Below are 25614 nucleotides of genomic sequence, written 5' to 3'. Positions count from 1 at the left end.
TCAGAACTCGTATCGGAAGACGACGGGCGCTCCCTGCGTTCGATGCCTGGGAAACGTCCAGGCGCCTATCTTCTGCTGCATGCAACGCACGAGCGACGTGCCTCGCAGCCACGGCGTCTCGGTGGTGATGGACTCCACCTTCCCGCTCGGAAGGACGCTCAAGCGCAGGACTGCCCGGTCCCCCTCCTGCGGCGGCGCGGACTGCTCCCGGGCACACGCCGCCAGCTCCGAACGCCGGGCATGCACCACCGCGAAGACGGTGGCCAGGTCGAGCGACTCGCGCGGCGCCGTCGGGTCGGGCGGAACATAGACGGTCGGCTTGTGGTGCTTGGTGGCGTTGGGCCCTGGGCCGGAGAGCACGCGGTCGAAGTCCGCGTCGGGCCCCAGGTCGTCCTCCGAGCTGCCAGCCGTCGCGGCTTCCGCCACAGTCGTCGCGGGCCGCTTGGCTGGCTCCGGCTCCGGAGCAGGCGCCACGGAGTGCTTCCCGATGACGAAGGCCACGGCGACGTCTCGCGAGGAGAGACTGCCCGTGGGCCGCTCGAAGACGCGCTCTTCCGGCGACGGTCGTCCGCCGCCAGTCGCGGCGCGCGCCGTGCTCTCCGTGCCGGTCAGCTCCGGCACGCGGCCTCCGCGCTCGACCGAGACAGCCGAGAGCGCGGGCGTCGAAGGGCGTGTGGGCTCCTGCACCGGGCTCGGGTCGCGCGCGCTCTCGGCGGCCGACGTCGCGACGCCCGCGCCGCGGAGGCCAGGACCCGCGCTGCCTGTGCCGCCCACTGACGTGGAGGAACCCGACGCCGTGCCGCCAGCCGCGACCGCTTCTGGCGTGGGCGCTGCGGCCACCGGCTGTTCCACGGGCGGCGGCGCACCGGAGCCACGCGTCGTGTCCACGGCCTCACCGGGGCTCGAGGCACCACGGCCAGCCCCAACGCCCAGGACGCTCAGCGCCAGGGCCACCGACACGCCGCCGATGGCACCACCCGCCAGGATGAAACCCAGCCGGCGCTTGCGACGCGCGCGTTCCTCGGGGGACGGCGACGCGAGCACCGCGTGGGTTCCCACGGGCTCCGCCACGGGCATCGGGTCCGGCGCAGGGGCTCCGTGCGCGGCGAAGTCACTCGCGGCCGGCACGGTGACAGGTTCCGGTGCGAGCGCCGCGACATCAGCTTCCGGAGCAGGCCCGACGACAGCGCCCGCGGCCGGAGCCCTTGGCGCATCCACAGAAAGTGATGCGCCGGAGGCCTGCGTCTGCGGCATGGCGGCAGCGCTCACCGCGGGAGTGGCCACGACGGCGGCAGGGGCAATGGCCGCGAAGGGGGGCACCACCGTGCCCGGTGCGTTCAGGATCACCCGCTCCGTGGTGGCCTCGGACACGTCCACCGCGCGCGCAACCGGGGGCATGAAGGCCCCGGACGCTTCCGGCGGAATGGGCGGAGGTCCCGCGGGCACGGCTGGCGGCAGCAGCGCGGAAGCGAGTTCCGGGATGTGCCCCAGGGGCAGCCACTCACTGAACCCCTCGCGCCAGCACAGGGAATCAAAGCCCAGAAAACCCCGCTCCACGTGGGCCTTCAGGTCCGCGAGGTCGTGAGGACCGTAGGCCGCGCCGCCCGCAACGAAGTACCAGGCATGCTTCACGACGGGCGCGGCTTCCTTCGGCGGCGCCTCCTCTTCGCCCAAGGTGGACGCCCGTGAACGGCCCGCGCCCCGGTGCAGTCGCTCCGACTGCGTGGCCTCGCGGTAGCGCGGCTGCGCGCTGGGCCGGGTACGAAGGCTCTTGTCCGTGCGCAGCTGGCCCACGATGGCATCCAGCTCCGCATCCGACACGCCATCCAACACGGGCGAATCGCCCTCGTCAGGGCGCTCTGGGGCCACCTCCCGGGCGTTTCCCGGGTTGGCGTTGTCTTCCCCTGAGTTGCCGGCCATCGACCCGCTCCTTGATTCCATCCGGTCCCGATTAAGCCGCACCATCAGACCTCACCCAATGGAATGCCACTACGGCGATTCGTCAACGGCGAGCATCTGCGCGGAGGTGGACACAGCCCCCACGTGGGACGGAGCCATAGCGTAGTTCCCATGGCCCATCTTCGTACAATGCCCCGACTGTGCGGTATGGACACACAGTCGTCGACGCGCCGCGCTTGAGAGCGAGAGCAGTGCCCTCACACCTCGCGGCACGCGCCGGCACACCCCACTCCCCGGGCGATCAAACAGAGGACTTCGTGGGCGCGGGCAACACCAGGCCGAGCATCTCCTCCGCCAGCATCTGCGCGGCCACGGGCCCGTGCCCCAGCGCGTCCACCACCGCCACCAGCGTCCGGGCGCATTCCTGGCGCACCATGAAGCCGTCGCCATTCTCCAACGCCCCCACCTTCGGACGGGAGCGGTGGGCGACCGCGAGCCTCACAGCCACACCTCGAAGTCCACCTGCGTGCCCGTCGGGCCGGTGCGCACGTCGAAGCGGTCCGCCAACCGCTTCACGCCCAACAAGCCCAGGCCCATGCCCGTCTTGCTCTTGTACGTCCCCGACAGGACGCGCTCCAGGTCCGGGATGCCTTGCCCGGAGTCCTCGGCGCTGACACGCAGCAGCCGCTTGGGCGCAAGCTGCGGCGCGAGCTGGATGGTGCCGCCACCCGCATACGAAATCTGGTTGCGCGCCAGTTCACTCACCGCCGTGGCCACCTTCTGGCACTCGTAGCCGCGCCCGCCCAGGGATTCGCACAGCATCCGGGCGGCAAGCCGCGCGTGACTGGCGTCCGCTTCCGTGCGCACCAGATAGGTGGTCGCCCGAACCTCCGCCGAGGCGGAAGTGGCCGTGCCCTCCGGCCCCGCCGAGGGCGCGCGCTGCGCGCGAAGCTGCGCCATCATCTGCGGCCGGCGAGAAGGGTCCACGAAGTGGCGGGTGGCGGGTTCCAGCGCCTCGATGATGCGCGGCAGGTCCGCCGCGGTCGCCGTGTCCAGGGACAGTCCGAGGGACTCCACGGTGCCTCGCAGCACCAACCACGCCGCCGTCTCCGACATGAACTGCTGCAAGACGCGCAACAGCGCCGAGCACACCCAACCACCGCTCACCCGTGCCTCCTTTTCGCCTGGACCACCACCCGCTTGCGCGCCAGCACCTCGAACCCTCCACCTTCGCGGTTGGCCACCTGGACGTCGTCGGTGAGCCGTCGCACCGCGGCCCCGCCTTCCCCCAGGCTGTCTCCGGGCAGCGGGCTTGGACGCCCTTCCCTGCCAGCAAAGAACCGGGATGGGTCCTCCATGCCAGGGCCGCGGTCGCGGGAGCGGATGAAGAGCCACTCAGCCTCGAGCCACAGCTCCACCCAGCCCCGGCCACCCGCGTGGCGCGCCAGATTGGTGGCCAGCTCGCTCACCACCACCGCCACCTCGGCGCTGGCTTGCGCCGTCAGGCCATGCTCACGGGCGTAGCGGCGGCTCAACGCGGCGGCGACCGCCGCATCCGACCTCAAGCGGATCTCGATGCTGAACATCGGCTCAACTTCTGAGAGCATGGGAGACACGAGCACCAAAAATCCAGCGATTCTTCAATATTTCAATGAAGCACCCTCAATGGAAGCACTTCCCCTCCGGGGATGTAAAGCGGCCCGCAGTCATCCTGGACCCGGAGCGCCCATCTCGGGAAAGCCTGGGTGTGAATGAGGGGTGTTCGTGAAGCGCGGTCGGGAGTTCAGCCCTTCATGGCGGGACCGCCGGGACTTCCACGAGGTGGCGCCGAGACCCGCATCCCCTTCGGGAGCGGCCTCCGGGCGCCTGCCTCGCGCACGTCGCTCACGTGCCGGACAGCTCGTGCATCTGCAGATCCGGCCCCACCGCCAGCGTGTGGCCATGAGCCAGCTCCACCCATCCCGTGGTGCGCTTGAGCGCGCTGGCCACCACCACGGTGCGACGGCGGCGGTGCGCTCCCACCGCGGGCTGCGTATCGGGTGTCGAGGGCGTCACCTCGCACAATTCGCATTCGGCCGCCCCCTCCAGCCGCGTGCAGTACAAGGGGTGCTCGCCGTACCGGGTCGCCGCCAGGAGGATGCCGTTGGTGGCCACCAGGTTGAGCGTGGGCGTGCGTGTCACGCCGGCCTGGGTCGCGGCCTGGGCCACCTCGCGCGCCGTGTCCGCCAGCACGCGTCCAGCGACCTCGGCCTCCAGCCGAGGATCCTCCGTGCGGCCCAGGTCGCGCAGGCGCCTGAGGAAGACGGCGAACAGCAGCTCCCCTTCGGTTCCGCCACGCACCTGACGCCGCAGGTGGTCCGGCAGCGACGCCAGCAACGGGGCGCGAAGCAGCTCGAAACCCTGTACGCCGCCATGAAGGGCGAACAACCAGCGCCGGGAGCGGAAGGGCTGGGTGTTCTCCTCCAGCGACAAGCCCACGGGCAGTTGGCCGGCGTGGAACAGCAGCGCCTCCGATTCATGCGGGGGCACGAGCGAGTCCAGGGTCAGCTCCTCGCCACTGGAGAAGCGCCGCAACAGGACCTCCTCCTGGGCGTAGGCTCCCACCCCCACGGCGTTCGCCCTCGGCTCTCCCTGGAGCAGGACCTGGCCTTGGAGGCGGTGCAGCTCACAGCGCAGCAGGTTCGGGTCGGACGTCAGAGCGGCGAGGATGACGGACATGGATGAGTAAACCCCCTTCGCCATGAGAGATAATGGCCTCGGAGCGCCCCCTCAAGCCAGTGGGCGTGCTCCCTTGCACCCTCGCTAAGCCCTTGAAATGGCTGGGCTTTATTGACACGGGAACGTTGACACCCGCTTCTGGGGGTGCCTAACCTCCGTGCCCTTCACCGACGGACCTCTGATGAAGGTCCTCACCGGAGACGGAATGGCGGACGACATCGCAATCGGCATCGACCTGGGCACGTCATTCTCGTGCGTGGCGGTTGTCCAGGACGGCCAGCCCACCGTCATCCCCAACGAGTGGGGAGAGACGACTCACGCCTCCTGCGTCTCGTTCCTCGAGGATGGCTCGGTCCTGGTCGGTAACGCGGCCAAGAAGAACATCATCACCAACCCCGAGCAGACCGTCTATTCCGCCAAGCGCCTCATCGGCCGCTACTACTTCTCCGACGAGGTGAAGAAGGCGCAGGCGGTGATGCCGTACCGCATCGTCGAGGGCGACAACAACTCGGTGCGCATCGCGATGAACGAGCACTCCTATTCGCTCCCGGAGATCAGCGCGCTGGTGCTCAAGGAGCTGAAGGCGGTGGCGGAGACGTACCTGGGCCAGGAGGTGACCAAGGCCGTGGTCACCGTGCCCGCGTACTTCAACGACAACCAGCGCCAGGCCACCAAGGACGCGGGCCGCATCGCCGGCATGGAGGTGCTGCGCATCCTCAACGAGCCCACCGCCGCGGCGCTCGCGTACGGCTTCGGGCGTGACGTCAACCAGCGCGTGGTGGTCTACGACCTGGGCGGCGGCACCTTCGACGTCTCCATCCTGGAGATTGGCAAGGACGTCTTCGAGGTGCTGGCCACCGCTGGCGACACGTACCTGGGCGGCGACGACTTCGACGACCGCATCATGACGTGGCTGGCGGATGACTTCCTGGCCCGCACGCGCCTGGACGTGCGGCAGAACAAGTTCTGCCTGCAGATGCTCAAGGAGGCCGCGGAGAAGGCGAAGATCGACGTGGGCCAGACGGGCTCCGCGGAGATTCTCTGCCAGGGCATCTGCCAGGACGCCGACGGCAACGTCATGGACCTGCGTGGGCAGCTCAACCAGGACCAGTTCAACCGCATGGTGATGGACCTGGTGCAGCGCACCTTCAAGGTGTGCGACGAGGCGCTGCAGAGCGCGCGCCTGACGGCTGCAGACATCGACGCGGTCATCCTCGTGGGCGGGCCGACGCGGCTGCCCATCATCCGCAATTCGGTGAAGCACTACTTCCAGAAGGAACCGCTGGAAGGCATCAACCCGGACCAGGTCGTGGCCATGGGCGCGGCGCTCCAGTCGCACGCGCTGCTGGACAGCAAGACGCAGACGTTCCTGGTGGACGTCACGCCGCTGTCGCTGCGCATCGGCACGGTGGGTGGGTACACCGAGAAGATCATCGACAAGAACACGCCGGTTCCCATCGACCGCTCGAAGACGTTCACCACCAGCCGCGACGGCCAGGAGAAGGTGAAGATTCGCGTGTACCAGGGCGAGTCCAACCGCGCCGACGAGTGCGAGATGCTCGGCGAGTTCGAGTTCGCGGGCTTCCGCATCGGCTACCGCGGCGAGGTGAAGATTGAGGTCACCTTCGAAATCAACACGGATGGTCTGGTGCACGTGTCCGCGTGCGACACGGCGACGGGTCAGAAGACGTCGACCTCCATCACCCTGTCCTCCGGCATGAGCGAGGCCGATATCCAGCAGTCCATCCAGGCCAACCGGAACATTCGGCTTGCTGGCCACAACAGCGACGACCTGCCCGCCGCGGCGCAGTAAGGCCGCGACTCGACCACGCCGATGTCCGAGCCTTCAGACCCCAGCGCCGGCAAACCGCCGGGAGCAACGCCCGGGACACCGGCCACGCCCGCCCGGCCGGCAGTCCCGCGCGTGACGGCCGCCGTCCCCGGCCCCGTCACGCCCGGGACGATTCCGTCGTCGCCCGCCGCCAGCGCGCCGACTCCGCCGCCTCGGCCCCAGGGAACACCTCTCGCACGTCCCACCGGCGTGACGCCCCCGGTGCCGCCCCGGGCCACGACGACGGGGATTCCCACGGTGCGCACGGGCGCTGGAGAGGGTGCGCCTTCCACTCCCGGACGTGCGACGGCGCCGGGTGCGAGTCCTGCGGCGGCACCGGCACGTCCGGCGTCGGGTGCGGTGCCGTCTGCGCCGGGTTCGGGGAGTGCGCCGCGAGGCACGCCCACGACGCTGCCTGCGATTCCTGCTGTGGGTGCCGCGACGAGTCCTGCCGCGAGGCAGCCGGCAACTGGCGTAGTGCCTGGGCCGCGGAGTGCTGCTGGAGATGCGCCATCCGCCGCGGTCGCCACGACGGCGGTGCCGCGCCCGGCTGGAGCTGGCACAGGGACCTTGGCGTCCGCGCCGGGTACGGCGGCTGGCGCGAGTGCAACTGGCGCTGACGCTCGGACATCCGTGCCGCGTTCGGCGCTCGCGAACCCTGGCGCGCAGGCGCCCACGGCTCCGCAGGGCACTAGCGGAGCTGACGCGCGGACACCCGCGCCGCACCCGTCCGCCGGAGCAGCGGGGGTTGCCGCGCCCGTACCGCGTCCGGCCACCGGAGCAGCGGGAGCCGCCACGCCCGTACCGCGTCCGGCCACCGGAGCAGCGGGAGCCGCCACGCCCGTACCGCGCCCGGCCACCGGAACAGCGGGGGCTGCCACGCCCGTGCCGCATCCGGCCGCCGGAGCAGCTGGGGCTGCCACGCCTGTGCCGCATCCGGCCACCGGGACAGCGGGAACCGCCACACCTGTACCGCGTCCCCCTGCCGGTGCAGCGGGAGCCGCCACAGCCGTACCGCGTCCGCCTACCGATGCAGCGGGGGCCGCCACGCCCGTACCGAGCCAGGTGGCGGGCGCAGGCGCCAACACACCTGTCCCCCGCGTGCCCCCTGCGGGCACCACTACGCCCGCTTCGCGACCTGCACCGGCCTCCCCCGCCGCTGGCGCGAGTACGCCCGTGCCACGCGTCGCGACGGCTGGCGCCACTGCCACTGGAGCCAACACGTCCGCCCCGCGCCAGGGCTCGAATCCCAATGCGGCGGGGGCACCGACGCCCGCGCCTCGCCCGGCAGGTGGAGGAAACACGCTTCCTCCGCGCCCGGCCGGTGCAGTTCCTCCGGCGCAGCGACCCACCATGGGCGCAATCCCCGCCGTTGCCCCTGCCATCGCGCCCGTGGGTGCAACAGCGTCGCCAAGCTCGGCTGGTGTCGCTCCCCCCATCGCTCCCGTGGGTGCCTCCGCTCCACTCGCGGGCGCAGTGCCCTCCATCGCACCCGTGGGCGCTCCAACTTCGCCCGCATCGACAGGCGTCGTCCCCTCCGTTGCCCCGGTAGCGCCCCGCGCTCCGGCCCAGACGAGGACTGTCCCGCCCGTCGCCCCGGCAATCCCCGCAGCCGCGCCGCAGGCAGGCGCCGTACCTTCCGCACCGGCGCGCGCCCAAGGAACAGCACCGACGCTGAGGCCGCCTCCCGTACTCGCGCTGGGACAGGTTGTCCCTCCCGTGACGCCCTCCACGGCCCCACAGCAGAAGCCCGGTGCCCGGCCCACCATGTCCCTCCCAGCGCTGGTGCCCGCCGGCGCCACGCCGCCGCGCCCTCCCCCATCCGTGGCGCCCGCCGTTCCGTCCGTGGCGCCCGCCGTCCCAGGCATCGCACCGCTGACGCCGGCCCCACACGCTCCATCCGGCGCGGTGCCCTCGATTCCTTCCGTGGCGCCCATCGTCCCGTCCGTCGCCCCGGCTGCGGCCACGGCGGTCACGCCACCGCCGGCGCCTGCTGCGTCAACGGACCTGGGACTGGACATCCAGCAGCTCGCCGACCTGGAATCGCGCTGCGCGAAGCTGGACCAACTCGACTACTTCGAAGTGCTCATGCTGGAGAGGACCGCCACCCCCGCGGACATCAAGCGCGCCTTCTACCGGGAGAGCCGCACCTACCACCCGGACCGCTTCTTCCACATGGACTCGAAGGAGCTGAAGGAGCGCATCAACGATCTCTACAAGCGCGTCACCGAGGCCTACTACGTCCTGCGCGACGACACGAAGCGCAAGAAGTACGTCGTCGACGTGACGGGCCCCGAGCGCGCCCAGAAGCTGCGCTTCACCGAAGCCTCCGAAGCGGAGACCAAGGCCGCCGCCAAGAAGGAGCAGGAAGAGCAGATCGGCACCCACCCCAAGGGACGCCAGTTCTTCCAGCAGGCGCAGAAGGACGCGGACGCCGGCAACTGGTCCGCGGCCGAGCGGAATCTGAAGATGGCGCTCACCTATGAGCCCTCCAACGCCCGCTACAAGGAGCGGCTGGCGGAGGTCCAGAAGCAGTCCCAGGACGAGGCGCGCGACAAGGGCGGCTCGTTCAAGATCCGCTGACGGCGGCGGCGCCCATGGTCATCGACCTCATCATCCTCGGACTGGTGCTGTTCTTCGCCATGATCGGCGCCATCACCGGGGCGTCGCGCCAGGTCGCCAACGTGGTGGGCCTGGCGGTGGGCTACTTCGCCTCGCGCCGCCTGGGCCCCGTGGCGGCCCCACACCTGGCCGAGGCCCTGGGCAGTCCGCTCTTCCTGGGCGCCATCGTGGGCACGGTGCTCCTGTTCATCTGCACGTGGCTCGCGGTGCGCTACGCCCTGGGCGCGTTGCTGCTGCGCATCCTCTCCACCGGTCAGCACAATGAGAACCGGGGCGTGGACCGCTTCCTCGGCTTCGTGCTGGGCGGCGCGAAGATGGGCATCATCGCCTGGGTCGTCCTCAGCGCCATCGCCTTCTTCGAACAGCACGTCGTCATCGCGGGCCGCCGCGTGGGCCTGTCCCCGAAGGAGTCGCTCTCCATCGAAGTCGCCCGCCGCTACAACCTCTTCGAGATGACGCAGTTCGCCCCGGTGAAGAATCTGGTGGAGGTCGCCAAGGCCGCCGGTGATCCGAAGCGCGCGGGTCGGCTCCAGGACGACCCGGCCTACAAGGCCCTGCGCAAGGACCCTCGCTTCCAGCGCCTGCTCCAGGACCCGAAGCTGAAGCAGGCCCTGGCGCGAGGAGACACCGCCGCGCTGCTGCGCCACGACGGTGTGCTCCAGCTCATCCAGGACCCGGACGTGGCGGCCCGGTTGGGCGCCGCGGCCCGCGCCTCCGAGCGCGAGCCCTGATTCACACGTCCAACTGCGTCGAATCCAGCCCCCGCAGCCGCTCTCGCACGAAGCCCGCGTCCACCATCACCTGGCGCCGCCGCCGCTCGGGCGCCTCGAACATGACGTCCGCCATGACGTGCTCCAGGACGGACCGCAATCCTCGAGCGCCCAGCCCGCGCTCCACGGAATAACGCACCACCTCACGCAGGCCCGGGTCGGCGAAGTCCACCTCCAGGTCGTCCATGGACAGCAGTTCGCGGAACTCGCGCACGATGGAGTCCGGCGGCTCGGTGAGCACACGCATCAGGTCCTCCTCGCCCAGCCGCTCCAGTTGCACCACCACCGGCAGACGGCCGAGGAACTCCGCCAGCATGCCGAAGTCCGTCAACTGGCGGGTGCTGATGCGCTTCTGGCTGCGCTTCGCCGAGTCCTCCGCGCCAAAGCCCATGGCGCGGCGCCCTTCATCCCCATCGTCGTGCAAGTCACTGAACGTGCCCGCGCAAATGAAGAGGATGTCGCGCGTGTCCACCTGCACGAAGTCGCTCTTGTTCCAGGCCTGGGTGACGTTGAGGGGTACGTACACCTCGCGGCCCTCCAGCAGCTTCAGCAGCGACTGCTGGACACCCTCGCCGCCGATGTCGCGGCTGCCCGCGCCGTTGCGGGCGCCCTGGGAGCGGCGGGCAATCTTGTCCACCTCGTCGATGAAGATGATGCCCCGCTGGGTGTCCTCCACGGAGTGGTTCGCCTTGAAGAGGAGGTCGGAGATCATCACCTCCACGTCCTTCCCGTAGTAGCCGGCCTCCGTGTACTCGGTGGCGTCCACGGTGGTGAACGGCACGTGGAGGATGTCCGCCAGGTTGCGGGCGATGTGCGTCTTGCCGCTCCCGGTGGGTCCCATCAGCAAGATGTTGGATTTCTTGATGAGCGACGTCCGGCGCAGCCTTCGCGCCAGCAGTCGCTTGAGGTGATTGTGGGCCGCAATGGCCACCGCGCGCTTGGCCCCGTCCTGGCCGATGACGAAGCGATCCAGCCGCTCGTAGATTTCCCGCGGGGTCAGCAGCGCCTCTTCCCTGCGTGCGGACGACTCCATGTACCCTCCCCTTGTTTCCACGCGTCCCTCAGGACTCACGGGGAAAGGGTAGGAATTGAATGGAGGGTCGGCCCGCGGGAGGAGGAGCACCGGGCGGCCGCCCCGCCAGCCTGCTTGCCCTCCGCACAAGCGGCTGTTGAATACCGAGAGGCTTTCCGATAGTTCCCGCGCGATTCCTGTGATCGTCCGTTGTTCACGGGAGTCCACCCCATCTACCCCAGGGAGCCTCGAGACGCCGATGCCCGTAAACGCCCCTCCCCACCGCTGGACCCTCGCCGACGCGCATGAGCTGTACGGAATCCGGAACTGGGGCAACCCCTACTTCGGCATCAATGAGAAGGGCCATGTCATCGTCCACCCGGACGGTCCCCAGGCCCCGAACATGGACCTGAAGGAGCTGGTCGACGAAGTGCGCCGCCGGGGCATCGGCCTGCCGCTGCTCATCCGCTTCACGGACGTGCTGCGCCACCGCGTGGTCCACCTGAACGAAGCCTTCCGTAAGGCCATGAGCGATCAGGGGTTCAAGGGCGGCTACCGCGGCGTGTACCCCATCAAGGTGAACCAGCACCGCTACGTGGTGGAGACCCTCATCGAGGCGGGCAAGGGCTACAACTACGGGCTGGAGGCCGGCAGCAAGCCGGAGCTGCTCGCGGTGATGGCGCTGTTGGAGAACGAGAACGCGCTCGTCATCTGCAACGGCTACAAGGACGAGGAGTACATCGAGACGGCGCTCTTCTACTCGCGCCTGGGCCGCAACGTCATCCTGGTGGTGGAGAAGCCCAGCGAGCTGCCGCTCATCGCGGAGGTCGCCCGGCGCACGGGCATCGCCCCCCGGCTGGGCATTCGCGTGAAGCTGTCCACGCGCGGCGCCGGCAAGTGGGAGGCCAGCGGCGGCGACCGCTCCAAGTTCGGCCTGACCTCCTCCGAGCTGATGAACTGCATCGGCTTCATGAAGGACGCGGGCCTGCTCAACTCCTTCGAGCTGCTGCACTTCCACCTGGGCAGCCAGATTTCCAACATCCGCAACGTGAAGAACGCGCTGCGTGAGGTGGGCTGCTTCTACGTGGAGGTGGCCCGTCAGGGCGCGCCGCTGAAGTACCTGGACGTGGGCGGCGGCCTGGGCGTGGACTACGACGGCTCCCAGACGAACTTCGCCTCTTCCATGAACTACACCACGGAGGAGTACGCCAACGACGTGGTGTTCGGCGTCATGGAGGCCTGCGACCGGGCCGGCGTACCGCACCCCACGCTGGTGTCGGAGTCCGGCCGCGCCGTGGTGGCGCACCACGCGGTGCTGGTGGTGGACGTGCTGGGCACCAGTGAGTTCGGCCCGGCGCCGGTCCCCGACAAGGTGGACGAGAAGGCCCCCTCCGTGGTGCGCAACCTCTGGTCCACCTACCGCGAGGTCACCAACAAGAACCTGCTGGAGGCGTGGCACGACGCGCAGGACGCCAAGGAGGAGAGCCTCACCCTCTTCTCGCTGGGCCACCTGTCGCTGGAGCAGCGCGTGGCGGCGGAGAACATCTACTGGGCCACCTGCCACAAGATCATGCGCATCGCGCGTGAGCAGGGCGAGATTCCCGAGGAGCTGGACTCCCTGGAGAAGGCGCTCAACGACACGTACTTCTGCAACTTCTCCGTGTTCCAGTCGCTGCCGGACTCGTGGGCCATCGACCAGCTCTTCCCGATGATGCCCATCCACCGGCTGGCGGAGAAGCCGACCCGCCGCGCGACGCTGGCGGACATCACCTGCGACTCGGACGGGAAGATCGAGCACTTCATCGACAAGCGCGAGGTGAAGGACGCCCTTGAGCTGCACGCGCTCAACGATGACGACTACTACCTGGGCATCTTCATGGTGGGCGCCTACCAGGAGATCCTCGGCGACCTCCACAACCTGTTCGGCGATACGCACGCCGTGCAGGTGTCGCTGGGGCCCAACGGGGGCTACCTCATCGACAATGTGGTGGCCGGCGACACGGTAACGGAGGTGCTCAACTACGTCAGCTACACCAAGGACGACCTGGTGGCGAAGCTGCGCAAGTTCACTGAGGCCGCGCTGCGCCAGGGCCGCATCACCCTGGACGAATCGCGCAACCTGCTGCGCATGTACGAGGATGGCCTGTCCGGCTACACGTACCTGGAGCGCGAGGTGGACGCGAGCTTCGGCAGCAGCGCCAGCCAGCTCCGTCTGGTGCCCACGCCGGACGCCTCGGGCGCCCGGCCCACGACACCGCCCGCCGGCGCGTCGGGAACGTCGGGCACCTGAGCCCCGCGCCAGAATGAAGTCCTCGCCCTCTGTCGCTCGCCGCGGCAGGGGGCTTTTTCATCCCCGGGCGTTCCGTCAGTGGCCCGCGATGAGAGGCTCTCCGGTGCCGAAAGGCTGCGGCTCCTCCGCGAAGGCCACGTCGGCCGCCTGGGCCCTCAGGCGCTGGAGCACGGAGCGCTGCGCCTCGCCGCGCTGCACGAGCGACTCGAAGGGAAACACCGCGAGCCGCGCGTCTTTCACCGACACGCGCGCCAGCGTGCGCCAGAGGGACAAGCGGCCCTCCGTGGCCGCGCACAGGCCTTCCAATTCCAGCAGCCGGCTCAAGGGCGAATAGCGCACGAGCGTGCCGTTCAGCTTCAGCCGGCTCACCTTCTCTACGGCCCACGCGGCGCGCGTCTTCAGCCCATCTCGCTTCAGCGCCAGGGCGTCCATCACCGCTAGCAGCGTGGACTGGTCTTCCTTCAGCTCGGGGACGAGCGTCGCCAGATAGCGGCCCAGCAGGTTGCCGCGGTTCTCCACCTCTGTGCGGATTGCCAGCTCCAGCCCGCCCACCGAGCCCGCCAGGTGGTCATTGAGGTAGATGCCCAGCCGCTTCGCATGCATGCCGTGTCCTCCAGGACGAGCCCCGCAGTCGGGGAGGATGAACACGAAGGGGCCCACCCGCAGCATTCGCGGGCAGGCCCCCTGGAGGGCAAGCGGCCTGGCGCCCTCAGTCCGGATAGCTGAACGTCAGCGGCAGCTTCACGTCCGGGTGGAGGCTGCGGGCCACCGGGCACTCGCGGCCCACCTTCTCCAGGGTGGCCCGGTGCTCGGCGGACAGGCCGGCCGGCATCTGGATGTCCAGCACCAGCTCGGCGATGCGGCGCGGCGGCGGCGACATCCGCTTCTCCACACGGGCGCTCACCTCGCCCAGGGCAATGCCTTCACGCGAGGCGAACAGGTGCATCGTCGTCACCGCGCACGACATCAGCGCCGCGCCCACCAGGTCCGTGGGCGAGAAACTGCCACCGGTGCCGCCGTTGTCGCGCGGCGCCTCCGTCTGATTCACCGTGCCCGACGGGCCATGGGTGAGCTGCGTCTTGAACTGGGGCTGGCTGACCAGCGTCATCACCACGCCCGTGGCGGGCGTCTGCGGCGGGCTCATGTCGGCGCTCCTCGAAGCAAAAGGGCTCCGCCGACATACCACCCGAACCGCGACAGAGGCCGCTACTTGTTGCGCTTCCGGGCCGCGCCGCCGGACACCTTCGACGGAGCCTCCGGGACGCGCTCGGGCGCGCCGAGCACCTGGGCCCGAACCTGCTCGGCCGGCAGATGAGCAGTGTCCGCCATGACACAGGACACGAAGGCCAGCTCCGCCAGGGCCCGGCGCGCGCGCTGCCGCACCGCGGGGTCCTCCGAGGACAAGACCTCGGTGGCGGACGCCACGTAGCTGCTCGCCAATGACTCGAAGAGGTAGACCCGGTTCTCGATGGTCGTATCGGACTTCTTGCCCATAGGGCTCGGACAGTAGCCACATCCTGGGTGGCGGCGGCACCCCCCATGCCGCAAGTTGGTGTGAAACCCGGCATAGGTCGCGTATGGGGAACATTCCCCCCACACCCTGGAGCCCGCCGTGATTGACCTGCACTCGCACACCACCGCCAGCGACGGTCAATATGCTCCCACGGAGCTGCTGGCCCGCGCCGCCGCCGCCGGGGTGACGGTGTTGGCGATTACCGACCACGACACCGTCGCGGGGTTGGCCGAGGCCGAGGTGGCGGCGCGCGCCCACGGCGTGGAGCTGGTGCCGGGCATCGAAATCTCCGCGTTCATTCATGGACGCGAGTGCCACATCCTGGGGCACTTCCTGAGGCCGGACGACGAGGACATCGCTCGCTTCGCCGACCGGCTCCGACTGGAGCGCGAGCAGCGCATGGAAGCCCTGCTGGAGCGCATGCGGCAGCTCGGCTACCCCGTGCGCATGGAGCACGTCCGGGCGGTGGCCGGCGACGCGCAGTTGGGACGTCCCCACCTGGCCCGTGTGCTGGTGGACCGCGGCTGGGTGGTGGACGTGAAGGAGGCCTTCGACCGCTTCCTGGGCATGCGCGGCGCCGCCTGGGTGGAGCGCTTCAAGCTGACGGGCGAGGACGCCATCCGCCTCATCCGCAACGCGGGCGGCACGGCCACCCTCGCCCACCCGGGTTCATCGCGCATGGAGCGACTGGAGATCCGCGCGCTCGCCCAGGCGGGACTGGCGGGCCTCGAGGTACTGCACGAGGACCACAACCCCAGCGTGCGCCAGAAGTATCTCAGCCTGGCCAAGGAGCTGGGCCTGGTCCCCACCGCTGGCAGCGACTTCCACGGCGAGGCCATCTCCGCCGACCACCGGCTGGGCACCGCCTCCATGCCTCCCGAGCTCTTCGCCCGCCTCAAGTCACGCGCCCAGGCCTGAACCGCCCAGGCGGGTAAAAGTGAAAAGTCCAGGAATTTGTTAGTCTCCGGGCCTCCATGGGGTGCCCGAGCGAGACGACACTGAGCGACTTCCTCGAAGGGGCGCTCCCGGACGCGCACCGCACGCGCGTACTGGCCCACGTGGAAGGATGTGAGCGCTGCCAGGAGCACCTGGCCCTGGGCGCCAGCGCGGCGGAGGCCGTGCCCCCGCCCGTCGAGGGCCCGCTGGTGACCACGGGCACCCAGCTCTCACGCTACGTGGTGCAGCAGCGCATTGGCCGGGGCGCCATGGGCGAGGTGTACGCGGCCCATGACCCGGAGCTGGACCGAAGGGTCGCGCTGAAGCTGCTGCGCCCCGAGGGCCGACACCTGGAGGAGCTGCGCTTGCGGCTGCTGCGCGAGGCTCAGGCCCTGGCCCGGCTGGCCCATCCGCACGTCGTCACTGTCTACGACGTGGGCGTCTGCGAGGACTGTGTCTTCCTGGCGCTGGAGTTGGTGGAGGGCGCGTCGCTGGCGGAGTGGCTGGAGGCGCCGAGGCCCTGGCAGGACGTGGTGCGCGTCTTCGTGGACGCGGGCCGGGGACTGGCGGCCGCTCACGCCGCCGGACTGGTCCACCGCGACTTCAAGCCAGGCAACGTGCTGGTCGGGAAGGATGGGCGCGTGCGGGTGACGGACTTCGGTCTGGCCCGGCCTTCCCACCGGGGAGTCTCGGGCCACGCCGCGCCAGCGAGCCTGGACACGGTGACGGCGCCGGCGTCGCTGGTGGACTCGCCGCTGACCCATTCGGGCGCGCTGCTGGGCACGCCCGCGTACATGGCGCCCGAGCAGCTTCAAGGTCACGGCGTGGACGCACGCTCGGACCAGTTCAGCTTCTGCGTGGCGCTGTACGAAGCGCTCCACGGCGTGCGCCCCTTCGAGGGCCGGACGCTGGAGGCGTTGGGTCAGGCCGCGCGGGAAGGACGCATCCGCGCGCCAGAGCGCGAGTCGAAAATCCCGGCCCGAGTGCGGCGCGCCGTGCTGCGGGGTTTACGAGCCCAGCCGGAAGAGCGCTTCCCATCGATGGAGGCGCTGCTGACCGAGCTGGCCCCCCGCGCTGGAAGGCGCCTTGCCTGGGTGGGCGCCTCCACGGCCGTGGCGTGTCTCGTAGGGCTCACCGTGGGCTACGTGGCGGCGCATCGGAGGCAGGCCCGCTGCGAGTTGGAGGCGGAGCGGCTCACCACCATCTGGGGACCGGAGCGCCGTGCGCGAATCCACGCGGCCTTCCTGGCCACGGGAAAGCCCTTCGCCGCCGCCGCGTGGGAAGCCGTCGCCAGCACGCTCGACGGACACGCGGACACGTGGCGCGAGCTGCGCACCGACGCGTGCACGGCCTCGCGCGATGCCCCCCATGCATCATGGCAGACGGCCGCGTGCCTGGACACGCGGCTGTGGCACCTGGCCGCCGTCGTCGACGTGCTGGAGAAGGCGGACGCGCGAACGGTGCAGCACGCGCCGCAGATGGTGGCGTCCCTGGAGGGCGTCTCCGGCTGCCGGGATGCTCCGGAGCTGGCGAACCGGCCGCAGCCTCCGGATGCCCTGCGGCCTCGCGTGGACGCGGCGCGACGCAAGCTGGCCGAGGCGCGGGCCCACATGGACGCGGGCAACCACCCCGGCGCGCTGAAGGAGACGACGGCCTTGCTTCAGGACATCCAGGGGCTGGACTACCGGCCGCTGGAGGCAGAGGTCCTCACGCTGCACGGCTATGCCCATGGGCTCGCGGGCAAGCCCAAAGAAGCCGAGGAGCACCTCTACAAGGCGCTGTGGGCCGCCGAGGCGGGCCGCGACGACGAAACCGTGGCCCGTGTCTGGAACCTCCTCCTGTGGGTGGTGGGCGACCAGATGGCGCGCATGGACGAGGCGAACCGGCTGGTGCACCACGCCCGCGCCGCGGTGGAGCGGCTGGGCCGGGAGCGCTTCCCGCACATCGCCACCGACCTGCACCTGCGAATGGGCGGCTTGCTCCTGGTGCAGGGCAAGCTGGACGAAGCGGACGCGGAGTTCACCCAGGGACTGGAGCTGGCGCGGAGGACCGCGGGCCCCTCACGGCCTCGCGTGACGTACTTCCTCACCGGACTGGGACGCGTCCGCTCGCGCCAGCTTCGCGCGGAGGAGGCCCTGGCGCTCTACCAGGAGGCGCAGGCCTACGCATTCCAGGAGCGACAGTGGAGCCCCGAGCACCCGGTGCTCGCGCTCAACCTCAACAACATCGCCACCGAACTGCTCGCCCTGGGCCGCACGCAAGAAGCGCTCGACACGTTCCAACGCTCGCTGGCGCTGCTGGAGGCCGCGCGCTCCAAGGACCACGCGAGCCTGGCCGCCCCCCTCAACAACCTGGCCGGCCTGCTGCGCCGCGAGGGGCGCCTGGAGGAAGCCCGGAGCCACTATGCGCGAGCCCTGGCCATCTTCGAGCGCAGCAAGGGGACGGACCACCCCAACACCGTCACCGCGCTCGGCGGGCTGGGCATGGTGGCCTATGATTCCGACCAGCTCGACGAGGCGCTCGCCCACAACCAGCAGGCGCTGGAGCGCATCCAACGCAGCGTGGGCCAGGACTCGCCGCGCCTGGAGATGTCGCTGCGCAACCTGGGCCTCATTCACCTGCGCGCGGGCCGGCCGGCGGTGGCGCGGCGCAACCTGACGCAGGCGCTTGGCCTCCTCCAGAAGGCGAACGGCACCGACAGCGTGGTGGCATGTGGCGTGGAGCGGGACCTGGCCCGGGTGGACCTCGAGACGGGCGCATTCCGGGCGGCACTGACCCGCTGCCAGCGCGCCCTGGCGCTGGATGAAGCCGCGCAGGGTGACGACAGCCCGGACGTCGCGCTCGACCTCGCCTGCCTCGGCGAGGCCCACCTGAGCCTGCGCGCGCCGGAGCGAGCCGTCCCGTTGCTCGAGCGCGCACGGCGCATCCATGCTCGCGTGTGGCTGGACCGGAAGGAAGCCGCGCGAGTGTCCTTCCTCCTCGCACAGGCCCTATGGGAACGGCCCGCCCCGGAGGGGCGCGAGCAGGCCACGGCCCTCATCCACGAGGCGAAAGCGTGGCTGGAAGCCCAGGGTCTGCGCGCCCGGCGCGAACACGACGAGCTCGTGGCATGGCAGACGCGGCACCTGCCCCGTGTGAGCGAGGTCACCCGATGAGCCAGGCTCCGGAAACGCTGACGCCGCTGCTGCTCGCGGGGGCACCCGAGTCACTGCACGACACGCTGCGCTCCGCGCCCGCGCTGGAGGCCCTGCTCACGGAGCTGCTCGACCAAGGCCGTGCGGCGTGGCCCACCGTGGCGCTGGCGCCCGCGGCCCTGTTGCACCACGTGGGCCGGCACCTGCGCGAGGAAGGCACACCCCTGGATGCGCTCAAGCAGCTCCATGCCGCGGACGTCTACCTGGCATGTGCCTGTGCCCAGGGAGAGCCCCAGGCGTTGCAGCTCTTCGAGAAGCACGTCCTCCAGAAAGCCGCCGCACGACTGTCCCGGCACCTCACGGCGATGGTGGACGAGGTGCTCCAGGTGACGCGCCAGCGGCTGCTACTGGGCGTTCACGGCTGCGCGCCGAAAATCGCGGAGTACTCGGGCCGGGGCTCGCTGGGCGGCTGGGTGCGAATCGTCGCCTCGCGCATCGGCGGCGAGCTGCTGGAGCAGACCGGCCGCCACGAGCAGTCCTCCACGCCTCCGGAGGCCTTGGAGCAACTGTTGTCCCGGGACGACCCCGAGCGAAACGTGCTCCAGGCCCACTCCCGGCAAGCCCTGTCCGAATCCCTCCAGGCCGCGCTGGCGACGTTGTCCGAACGGGAGCGCGCGCTTTTGCGCCTGCACCACCTCCACGGCCTCACCATGGACCGCATCGCCACGCTGTACGCGGAGCCCCGCTCCAGTGTCGCACGCCACGTGGCCCAGGCCCGTGAGCGGCTCCTGAAGCTGACCCACCGAGAGCTGGCCGCCCGGCTGAAGCTGGACGGGCGCGAGGTGGAGAGCCTCCTGGGCCTGGTCCAGAGCCGCCTGGACCTCAGCCTCCACCGTCTGATGAGCTGATGCGTGTCTCGAATGCCGCGCTGATTCAGGCTGCGCATCCATCGCAGGCGATGCCATCATCCGGGGAAACCCTGGACGAAAGAGCCCTCAACGATGGCGCAAAAGAAGGCGAAGCGAGCGAACCGAGACCTGGAGAAGACGTACCCGCGCAAGGACTTCGTCGCGAAGCTGCGGCGGTTGGCGGACGCCATCGAGGAGGGCAAGGCCTTCAACATCCAGGTCGCTGGCGAGCGCCTGCGCATCCCCGCCGACGCGCTCTTCAACATCGAGCACGAGCGCGGGGACGGCGTGGACGAGGTCGAGTTCCAGCTGCGCTGGCAGCGGGAGTGAGCCTCAGTTCCGCGTCGTCTTGAAGCGGCTGGTGACGGCGGTGAGCCCCTCGGCCACCGCCTGCAGGTCCTGGGCGATGCGCGTGGTGCGTCCCGTCGCGTCCACGCCCTGCTTCACCAGCTCCGCGACGTTGCGGGCGCCCTGCACGGCCTGCTCACTGGACTGGCGCTGCTGACGGGTGGCGATGGTGATCTGCCGGGCCGCCTCGCTGGTGCCGCGCGCCAGCTCGACGATTCGCTGGAACACGGAGGAGGCCTGCTCGGCCACCTCCACGCCCCGGTCGCTGGTGGCCATGCCCACGCGGGCCTTGGCTGCCGCTTCCTCGCCGGAGTCCTGCACCTTCTCCACGATGCGGGCGATGTCACGCGCGGATGCGGACACGTTCTCCGCCAGCTTGCGCATCTCCGCGGCCACCAGCGAGAAGCCCCGCCCCACCTCGCCCGCCTTGGTGCCCTCCAGCGCCGCGTTCAGCGCCAGCAAGTCGGAGCGCTCCGCCACCTGGTTGATGACCTGGGCAATCTTCGACACCTGCTGAAGGTCCTGGTTGAGGCCGACAATCGCGTCCGCGACGCCCTTGGACTCGGTGCGGATGTCGTTGATGCCCGCCACCACCTGCGCAACCACCGCCATGGCCTCCGCCACGGCCTCGTGGGTGCGCCGCGCGCTCGACTCCACCACCTCCGTGGAGCTGGAGATCTGCTCGGCCGTGCGGCTCAGCTCCTCGAACGTGGCGGCAATCTGCTGCGCGTACGCCGCCTGCTGGCTGATGACGTGTTCCTGGTCCGCGGACGCCCCCAACAGGCCCCGCGATGCGCCGGACAACTGCTCCGTGCGCGAAACCATCTCCATCACCGAGGTGCGCAGCGTGCCCAGCATCTTGTTGAACGACTGCGCCATGAGGCGCACCTCGCCCGTGGCCGGCACGTCCAGTTCCCCGCGCGACATGTCACCCCGGGCCACGTCCCGCACCACCTCCGTCACCCGGGCCACCGGTTCGGCGATGGCGCGGCTGATGAACAACGACAGGGCCAGCCCCAGCACCAGCGCGCCCGCCAGGCCGGCCAGCACCGCGCCCCGCATGTCATCCACCGAGCTGAGCGCCTCCTGGACGCCGAAGCCCGCCACGTAGATGCGCTCACCACTGGCGCAGCGGACCGACACCTCGTCGTGTTGGGTGGACGTGGCGCAGCCCTCCAGCCCCTCCACGCCGAGCGAGCGGATGGCCGTGGGAATGGAGCCGCGCCCATGGAGCACGGTGCCTTCCGCCGACACCAGCCCCTGGTAGCGCAGGGTGAAGCCACCGCGCTCGTTCAGCGCCTCCGGGGCCTCCAGCATCGACAACACGTCCCGCACCCGGGCCGTGGATTCCGGCGTGCTGTCCGCGGACAGGAGCGCGGGGTGCTGCGATATCAGCCGCGCCACCACCCGCACCCGCTTCTGGAGCAACTCCAGCGTGACTTCCCGCTGGTGCATGGGGAAGTACACGACGCAGAAGCTCACCACCGCCAGGCACGGCACGAGCACCGCGATGGCCACCTGCGTCCGCAAGCCGAGCCGGCCCCACATGCTTGCCATCTCCCCGGTGAGAAAGTTTCACGCCGGATGGATGCCGACGGTTCTCGGACGGTAGGCGTCCCTTCGCGGAGCGTCAAACCGGCCGGCCAGACTGGAGCCGTGCGGGCGGCTGATCCACGCCAGGCGCGCCCCGGGGTCCCATGAACACCGCTTTTCGCCGTCATCTCAAGGGGTTGGCGCGCCGCTCCCTGGACTTTCCCTTTGACATTGCGAGCACGGTGTCATTAGGTTCCGCGCGCGATGACTCCGACTCCCCTCACGCCATACCTGCCGCTGGCCGTCGTCCTGCTGCTGGCGGGTGGCATGGCGATGCTCATTCCCCAGATCACCACGCGGCTGGGTCCTCGCCGCCCGAGCGCCATCAAGGCGACCAGCTTCGAGGCCGGCTCCGAGTCGAGCGGCCCGGCGCGGCAGCGCTTCGCGGTGAAGTTCTACGTCGTGGCCCTGCTGTTCATCGTGTTCGACGTGGAAGCGGTGTTCCTGTACCCCTGGGCGGTGAACTTCCAGGCGCTCGGCTGGTTCGGGTACGTGGAGATGCTGGTTTTCGCCGTGACGCTGGTGGTCGGCCTTATCTATATCTGGAAGAAGGGCGCCCTGGACTGGGAGAGCTGAGACATCATGGCTGACGCTGACCTCGCAAACATCGTGACGACCCGCCGTGACGAGTCCATGGGCTGGCTCCAGTCCATCGTCTCCAAGGGCCTCGGTTGGGCGCGCAAGTACTCGCTCTTCACCTATCCGTACGCCACGGCCTGCTGCGGCATGGAGTACATGTCCGTGGCCGCCAGCCGGCACGACATCTCCCGCTTCGGCGCGGAGTTCCCCCGCTTCTCGCCGCGCCAGGCGGACCTGCTGATGGTGGTGGGCACCATCAACCTGAAGCAGGCCCCCATCCTCAAGCGCGTCTATGAGCAGATGGCCGAGCCCAAGTGGGTCGTGGCCTTCGGCGTGTGCGCGTCCTCGGGCGGCTTCTACGACAACTACGCGGTGCTCCAGGGCATCGACCGCATCATCCCGGTGGACGTCTACATCCCCGGCTGCCCGCCGCGCCCGGAGCAGGTGCTCGACGGCCTGATGCTCCTGCAGGACAAGATTGGCAACCAGGTCCACCGCATCGCGGAGCGCGAGGAGGCCAACCCCACGGCCGCTCGGCACAACCTGCTGCTGTCCATGAACAAGTAACGCGCCCCACGCGCGGTACCGCCAGGGCCCCGCCCGCTTCCCGCCTCAGTCGGTGGAAGCGCCGGGGCCTTGGTATTTCTGGCGCCACTACCAGCGATGGTACGCGGGGTGGCCCGGCTTCACGGCGACGAAGGTGCCCCGGCAAGTGGCCGTCACCTTCCCACCCGCGGTGAGCGTGCCTTCGATGACGGCGCGGTCACCCTGGATTTCCACCGGCTTCGCCTCCAGGCGCAGCGGCCCGGCCATGGGCGTGGGGCGCTTGAGGGTGATGGTGTACTCGGCGGTGACGGTGCACGGCGGCGCATCCCCGCCCTGCGCGCGCATCAGGTGGTACGCCGCTGTCCAGTTGCAGTGACAGTCCAGCAGCGTGCCGACGATGCCGCCGCTGAGCACGCCCTCGAAGGCGTGGTGGTGCTCTTGCGGCGTCCACTCCGCGACGACGGCATCACCCTCCACGCGGCTGCGGATGCGCAGGCCCTGGGCGTTGGCCGGGCCGCAGCCGAAGCAGCTGTTTTGGGGCGCGTAGCGTTCCTGAAGGCTCGGGGTGTCCGGAGTCGTCGACATGGCCGGCCACCTTACGCCAGCCTCCCGCCACCGTCCGCCCCTGCACGCGGTCGAACCACGCCTCCAGCGCGAGGGCGTCCGGCCCTTCACAGTCGCCCTGGCAGGCGCGCAGCAACGTGCCGTTGGCCTGGGGCCGGTCCACCCACCAGCGCTGGCCGTCGAAGGCACCCACGTCCTTCTCCTGGAGGATGCGGGCGTGGGCCGCGGGCCCCATCTCCACCACGCCATCCGGACGGATGCGGTACGCATCGAAGGAGCGAGGCGCCCCCGGCCAGTGCCCCGCGTCGAACACCTCCGGCAGCACATGGGTAAAGCCCGTCTCCGCGTACAGCGACAGCGGCCCCAGGTCCTCGCCGCGCAGCAGCGGCGCCAGCGACACGCCGTCCACATCCGACAGGTTCGGCAGCTCGGACAACTCCAGCAGGGTGGGCCCCACGTCCACGAGCCGCACCAGCGAATCCACCAGGGCTGGCGCCGTCCCCCGTCCCTTGGGTGGCTTCACCGCCAGGAGGATGCGGTTCTCCTCCTCCGACAGCCGCGCGCCATGCACCGGCGTGGCGCCCGCGAGGTCCTCGCGGTCCGCGTGGAAGCTCTCGCCATGGTCCGACATCAGGAGGATGAGCGCATCGTCATAGCGCCCTGAGCGGCGCAGCGCGTCCAGCAGCGTCCCCACCTGCGCGTCCGCCTGCGCAATCAGCTCGTCGTAGAGCGCCTCCGCGCCCGCCCGGTTCCAGCCGCCCTTCGCGCCTGGAGACACTGGGGCGAAGTGCATGCGCAGCCGGCGCTCCAGCGGCTCCGAGGCGGGCACGAAGCGGCGATAGAACGGATGCACCGGGTCGCCCGGGAAGTGCGCCGCCGTCGCGTGGAAGGCGAACAACGTGGGGCCCTCGCTCGCTTCGTCCACCAGCCGTGAGGCCAGCCGCTCCGCGTAGCCCATGGGGTCATGGATACCGGCCAGCGCGCGGTTGTCGATGAACTCGGGCAACCAGGCGGCGCCCAACGCGTGGTCGGCGAACATGCCCAGCGCGCGGTAACGCAGCTTCTCCAGGAGGAAGTTCACCGCCCCGCGCGGCGGCTGCAGGCGCGTCTCGAAGCCGGACGCGGGCCCCTCCGCGTGGAAGCGCGAGCAGTCGGTGGCGAACACCGTGCGCCACCCCGCCTGGGCGAAGGACTCCGCGAAGGTTCGCTGGAGTTGCATCCGCGAGTCGGACGTCAGCGAGTAGCGCACGCCCGTCTCATGCGGCCACCGCGCGGTGAGCAGCGAACGCCACGCGGGCTCCGTCTGGGCAATGGGCGTGTACGCGCGGGTGAAGAGCGTGGCCTCCTCCAGCAGGCGCTCCACATGGGGCGCCACCTCGCCCGAGCCTCCCTGCGACTTCAGCCGGTCCGGCCGGAACGCGTCGATGCCGATGACGACCACCAGCGGATGCTCAGGCGTGCCGCGTCCAGCCATCCCCTTCCCCACCACCAGCAGCCCCGCCACGCCCGCCAGCGCTGCGCCTGCCCATCCCGCACGCCGCCACTGCCGCGTGCGCGCCACCCACACCGCCGCGTGCGACACCAGCCAGACCGCCAGCACCGCGCGGGGATGCCAGGGCTCGCCATGATCCACCAGCCAGGCCAGCAGCAACCGGAGCGCGGGCAGGTCATCGAAGAGGGCCGGACGCGCGATGGCCCGGTCCCACGCCAGCAGCACGAATAACAGCAGCCCCTGCCCCAACGTCGCCCAAGCGCCGCCCCGTCCCCAGGCACGCGCCAGCAATGTCCCCGCTACGGCCAGCACCATGCCGGCCACGGCGTACACGGCAGCGACTCGCAACAGCAGGCCAGGGAGGACAGGCCGCACGGCCGCCATCAACGCGGCGTAGGGGCCATCCACCGGGATGTCCATGCCCACGACACCCGAGCGCAGCAGCAGCCACGACTCGGCGGCGAACAGCAACACACCCAGCACGGCCCCCACGAGCAGGCGCGGCCACCAGGAACGGAGAATGCCGGAAGGGGGGGATTCGGGCATGACCTCCTCTTCTATACCCGATTGAAACAGGCGTGTGCCGGCCGGACGACCGGCCCTCGCCAACCTGCGCTCCTCGCGAGGGATTGCAAAATGGACGGCCTTGACTCCGCCTCGACGGGCAGCCAGTGAGGGCCCTGCGCCGCCTCACGGTTCCCATCCTGATGACAGCCAGGAGCTTCGCCTGGATGCCGGTAAATCCCACCTGGATGCCCGCAAGCGACTGCCCGTGGCCACCTTTACCCTCAGTGTAGGACAACCTGGAGGGGTGCTCGCGGCCGGCTGATCCACCCCCTGTCCGGGCCGTCGCCCACCC

Annotated in this window: 22 protein-coding genes; 10 read left to right on the top strand and 12 right to left on the bottom strand. The window is 70.2% G+C overall.

Features of this window, described 5'->3' with window-relative positions; all coding sequences use genetic code 11:
* The 5 genes from FMQ63_RS13525 to FMQ63_RS13505 form a co-directional block, all read right to left on the bottom strand.
* A complete protein-coding gene (locus tag FMQ63_RS13525) occupies positions 1 to 1920 on the bottom strand; it encodes a GYF domain-containing protein (protein WP_225909939.1) in 1920 nt (639 codons plus the stop codon).
* Between the two features lie 280 nt (positions 1921 to 2200).
* Entirely contained in the window at positions 2201 to 2401 is a 201-nt protein-coding gene (locus tag FMQ63_RS13520; protein ID WP_020478787.1) for a hypothetical protein, read from the bottom strand.
* Complete coding sequence (locus tag FMQ63_RS13515) at positions 2398 to 3066, bottom strand: ATP-binding protein (RefSeq protein WP_020478788.1); 669 nt, start codon at positions 3064 to 3066, stop codon at positions 2398 to 2400. Before FMQ63_RS13515 ends, FMQ63_RS13520 begins: the two co-directional genes overlap by 4 nt.
* Positions 3063 to 3506 (bottom strand): ATP-binding protein, encoded by a 444-nt coding sequence (locus tag FMQ63_RS13510; RefSeq protein ID WP_228556415.1) that lies wholly within the window; start codon positions 3504 to 3506, stop codon positions 3063 to 3065. Before FMQ63_RS13510 ends, FMQ63_RS13515 begins: the two co-directional genes overlap by 4 nt.
* Positions 3507 to 3783: 277 nt before the next feature.
* A complete protein-coding gene (locus tag FMQ63_RS13505) occupies positions 3784 to 4641 on the bottom strand; it encodes a class II glutamine amidotransferase (RefSeq protein ID WP_020478789.1) in 858 nt (285 codons plus the stop codon).
* A gap of 181 nt (positions 4642 to 4822) precedes the next feature.
* Here FMQ63_RS13505 and dnaK point away from each other — a divergent pair, with 181 nt between their 5' ends.
* The 3 genes from dnaK (at position 4823) to FMQ63_RS13490 (ending at position 9801) form a co-directional block, all read left to right on the top strand.
* Positions 4823 to 6430 (top strand): molecular chaperone DnaK, encoded by a 1608-nt coding sequence (dnaK, locus tag FMQ63_RS13500; RefSeq protein ID WP_011552814.1) that lies wholly within the window; start codon positions 4823 to 4825, stop codon positions 6428 to 6430.
* 1737 nt (positions 6431 to 8167) lie between these two features.
* Positions 8168 to 9031 carry a J domain-containing protein gene (locus FMQ63_RS13495; protein WP_020480714.1) on the top strand — a complete coding sequence of 288 codons (864 nt, stop codon included), beginning with the start codon at positions 8168 to 8170 and terminating at the stop codon, positions 9029 to 9031.
* A 14-nt stretch (positions 9032 to 9045) separates the two neighbouring features.
* A complete protein-coding gene (locus tag FMQ63_RS13490) occupies positions 9046 to 9801 on the top strand; it encodes a CvpA family protein (RefSeq protein ID WP_011552811.1) in 756 nt (251 codons plus the stop codon).
* 1 nt (position 9802) lies between these two features.
* On the opposite strand, the gene clpX is transcribed toward FMQ63_RS13490, so the two are convergent.
* Complete coding sequence (gene clpX / locus FMQ63_RS13485) at positions 9803 to 10873, bottom strand: ATP-dependent Clp protease ATP-binding subunit ClpX (protein WP_026113955.1); 1071 nt, start codon at positions 10871 to 10873, stop codon at positions 9803 to 9805.
* A gap of 238 nt (positions 10874 to 11111) precedes the next feature.
* Here clpX and speA point away from each other — a divergent pair, with 238 nt between their 5' ends.
* A complete protein-coding gene (gene speA, locus FMQ63_RS13480) occupies positions 11112 to 13142 on the top strand; it encodes a biosynthetic arginine decarboxylase (RefSeq protein WP_171452255.1) in 2031 nt (676 codons plus the stop codon).
* A 75-nt stretch (positions 13143 to 13217) separates the two neighbouring features.
* On the opposite strand, the gene FMQ63_RS13475 is transcribed toward speA, so the two are convergent.
* The 3 genes from FMQ63_RS13475 to FMQ63_RS13465 all read right to left on the bottom strand — a co-directional run bounded on the left by FMQ63_RS13475 (position 13218) and on the right by FMQ63_RS13465 (position 14636).
* Positions 13218 to 13745, bottom strand: coding sequence for a hypothetical protein (locus FMQ63_RS13475; protein WP_225909937.1), 528 nt, complete (start codon positions 13743 to 13745; stop codon positions 13218 to 13220).
* 106 nt (positions 13746 to 13851) lie between these two features.
* Positions 13852 to 14286, bottom strand: a complete 435-nt coding sequence (locus FMQ63_RS13470; protein ID WP_011552807.1) for an OsmC family protein — start codon at positions 14284 to 14286, stop codon at positions 13852 to 13854.
* A 62-nt stretch (positions 14287 to 14348) separates the two neighbouring features.
* Positions 14349 to 14636: a hypothetical protein gene (locus FMQ63_RS13465; RefSeq protein WP_020478791.1), complete on the bottom strand. Its 288-nt coding sequence runs from the start codon at positions 14634 to 14636 to the stop codon at positions 14349 to 14351.
* A gap of 118 nt (positions 14637 to 14754) precedes the next feature.
* Between FMQ63_RS13465 and FMQ63_RS13460 the strand changes: the two genes are divergently transcribed.
* From FMQ63_RS13460 to FMQ63_RS13445, 4 genes are all read left to right on the top strand, one after another.
* The gene (locus FMQ63_RS13460; RefSeq protein ID WP_011552806.1) at positions 14755 to 15573 is read left to right on the top strand and encodes a PHP domain-containing protein; all 819 of its coding nucleotides are present in this window, start codon (positions 14755 to 14757) and stop codon (positions 15571 to 15573) included.
* A gap of 56 nt (positions 15574 to 15629) precedes the next feature.
* Positions 15630 to 18746, top strand: coding sequence for a tetratricopeptide repeat protein (locus tag FMQ63_RS13455; RefSeq protein ID WP_011552805.1), 3117 nt, complete (start codon positions 15630 to 15632; stop codon positions 18744 to 18746).
* A complete protein-coding gene (locus FMQ63_RS13450; protein ID WP_011552804.1) occupies positions 18743 to 19633 on the top strand; it encodes a sigma-70 family RNA polymerase sigma factor in 891 nt (296 codons plus the stop codon). Before FMQ63_RS13455 ends, FMQ63_RS13450 begins: the two co-directional genes overlap by 4 nt.
* 93 nt (positions 19634 to 19726) lie before the next feature.
* Positions 19727 to 19963, top strand: a complete 237-nt coding sequence (locus FMQ63_RS13445; RefSeq protein ID WP_011552803.1) for an amphi-Trp domain-containing protein — start codon at positions 19727 to 19729, stop codon at positions 19961 to 19963.
* Between the two features lie 3 nt (positions 19964 to 19966).
* Here FMQ63_RS13445 and FMQ63_RS13440 read toward each other — a convergent pair whose 3' ends face one another.
* Positions 19967 to 21529 carry a methyl-accepting chemotaxis protein gene (locus FMQ63_RS13440; protein ID WP_026113956.1) on the bottom strand — a complete coding sequence of 521 codons (1563 nt, stop codon included), beginning with the start codon at positions 21527 to 21529 and terminating at the stop codon, positions 19967 to 19969.
* Positions 21530 to 21778: 249 nt separating this feature from the next.
* Between FMQ63_RS13440 and FMQ63_RS13435 the strand changes: the two genes are divergently transcribed.
* The gene (locus FMQ63_RS13435) at positions 21779 to 22150 is read left to right on the top strand and encodes an NADH-quinone oxidoreductase subunit A (RefSeq protein ID WP_011552801.1); all 372 of its coding nucleotides are present in this window, start codon (positions 21779 to 21781) and stop codon (positions 22148 to 22150) included.
* 6 nt (positions 22151 to 22156) lie between these two features.
* Positions 22157 to 22720: an NADH-quinone oxidoreductase subunit B gene (locus FMQ63_RS13430; RefSeq protein WP_011552800.1), complete on the top strand. Its 564-nt coding sequence runs from the start codon at positions 22157 to 22159 to the stop codon at positions 22718 to 22720.
* A gap of 87 nt (positions 22721 to 22807) precedes the next feature.
* On the opposite strand, the gene FMQ63_RS13425 is transcribed toward FMQ63_RS13430, so the two are convergent.
* Together FMQ63_RS13425 and FMQ63_RS13420 are read right to left on the bottom strand one after the other, a co-directional pair.
* The gene (locus FMQ63_RS13425; RefSeq protein WP_020478792.1) at positions 22808 to 23176 is read right to left on the bottom strand and encodes a PaaI family thioesterase; all 369 of its coding nucleotides are present in this window, start codon (positions 23174 to 23176) and stop codon (positions 22808 to 22810) included.
* Positions 23166 to 25301 (bottom strand): sulfatase-like hydrolase/transferase, encoded by a 2136-nt coding sequence (locus FMQ63_RS13420; protein WP_020478793.1) that lies wholly within the window; start codon positions 25299 to 25301, stop codon positions 23166 to 23168. The genes FMQ63_RS13425 and FMQ63_RS13420 overlap by 11 nt, the downstream gene beginning before the upstream one ends.
* Positions 25302 to 25614 lie beyond the last annotated feature (313 nt).

The sequence above is a fragment of the Myxococcus sp. CA005 genome, from assembly GCF_006518205.1.
Lineage (GTDB): Bacteria > Myxococcota > Myxococcia > Myxococcales > Myxococcaceae > Myxococcus > Myxococcus xanthus.
Note: the sequence above shows the minus strand (reverse complement) of the source record. Positions and strands in the feature narration are given on the sequence as shown.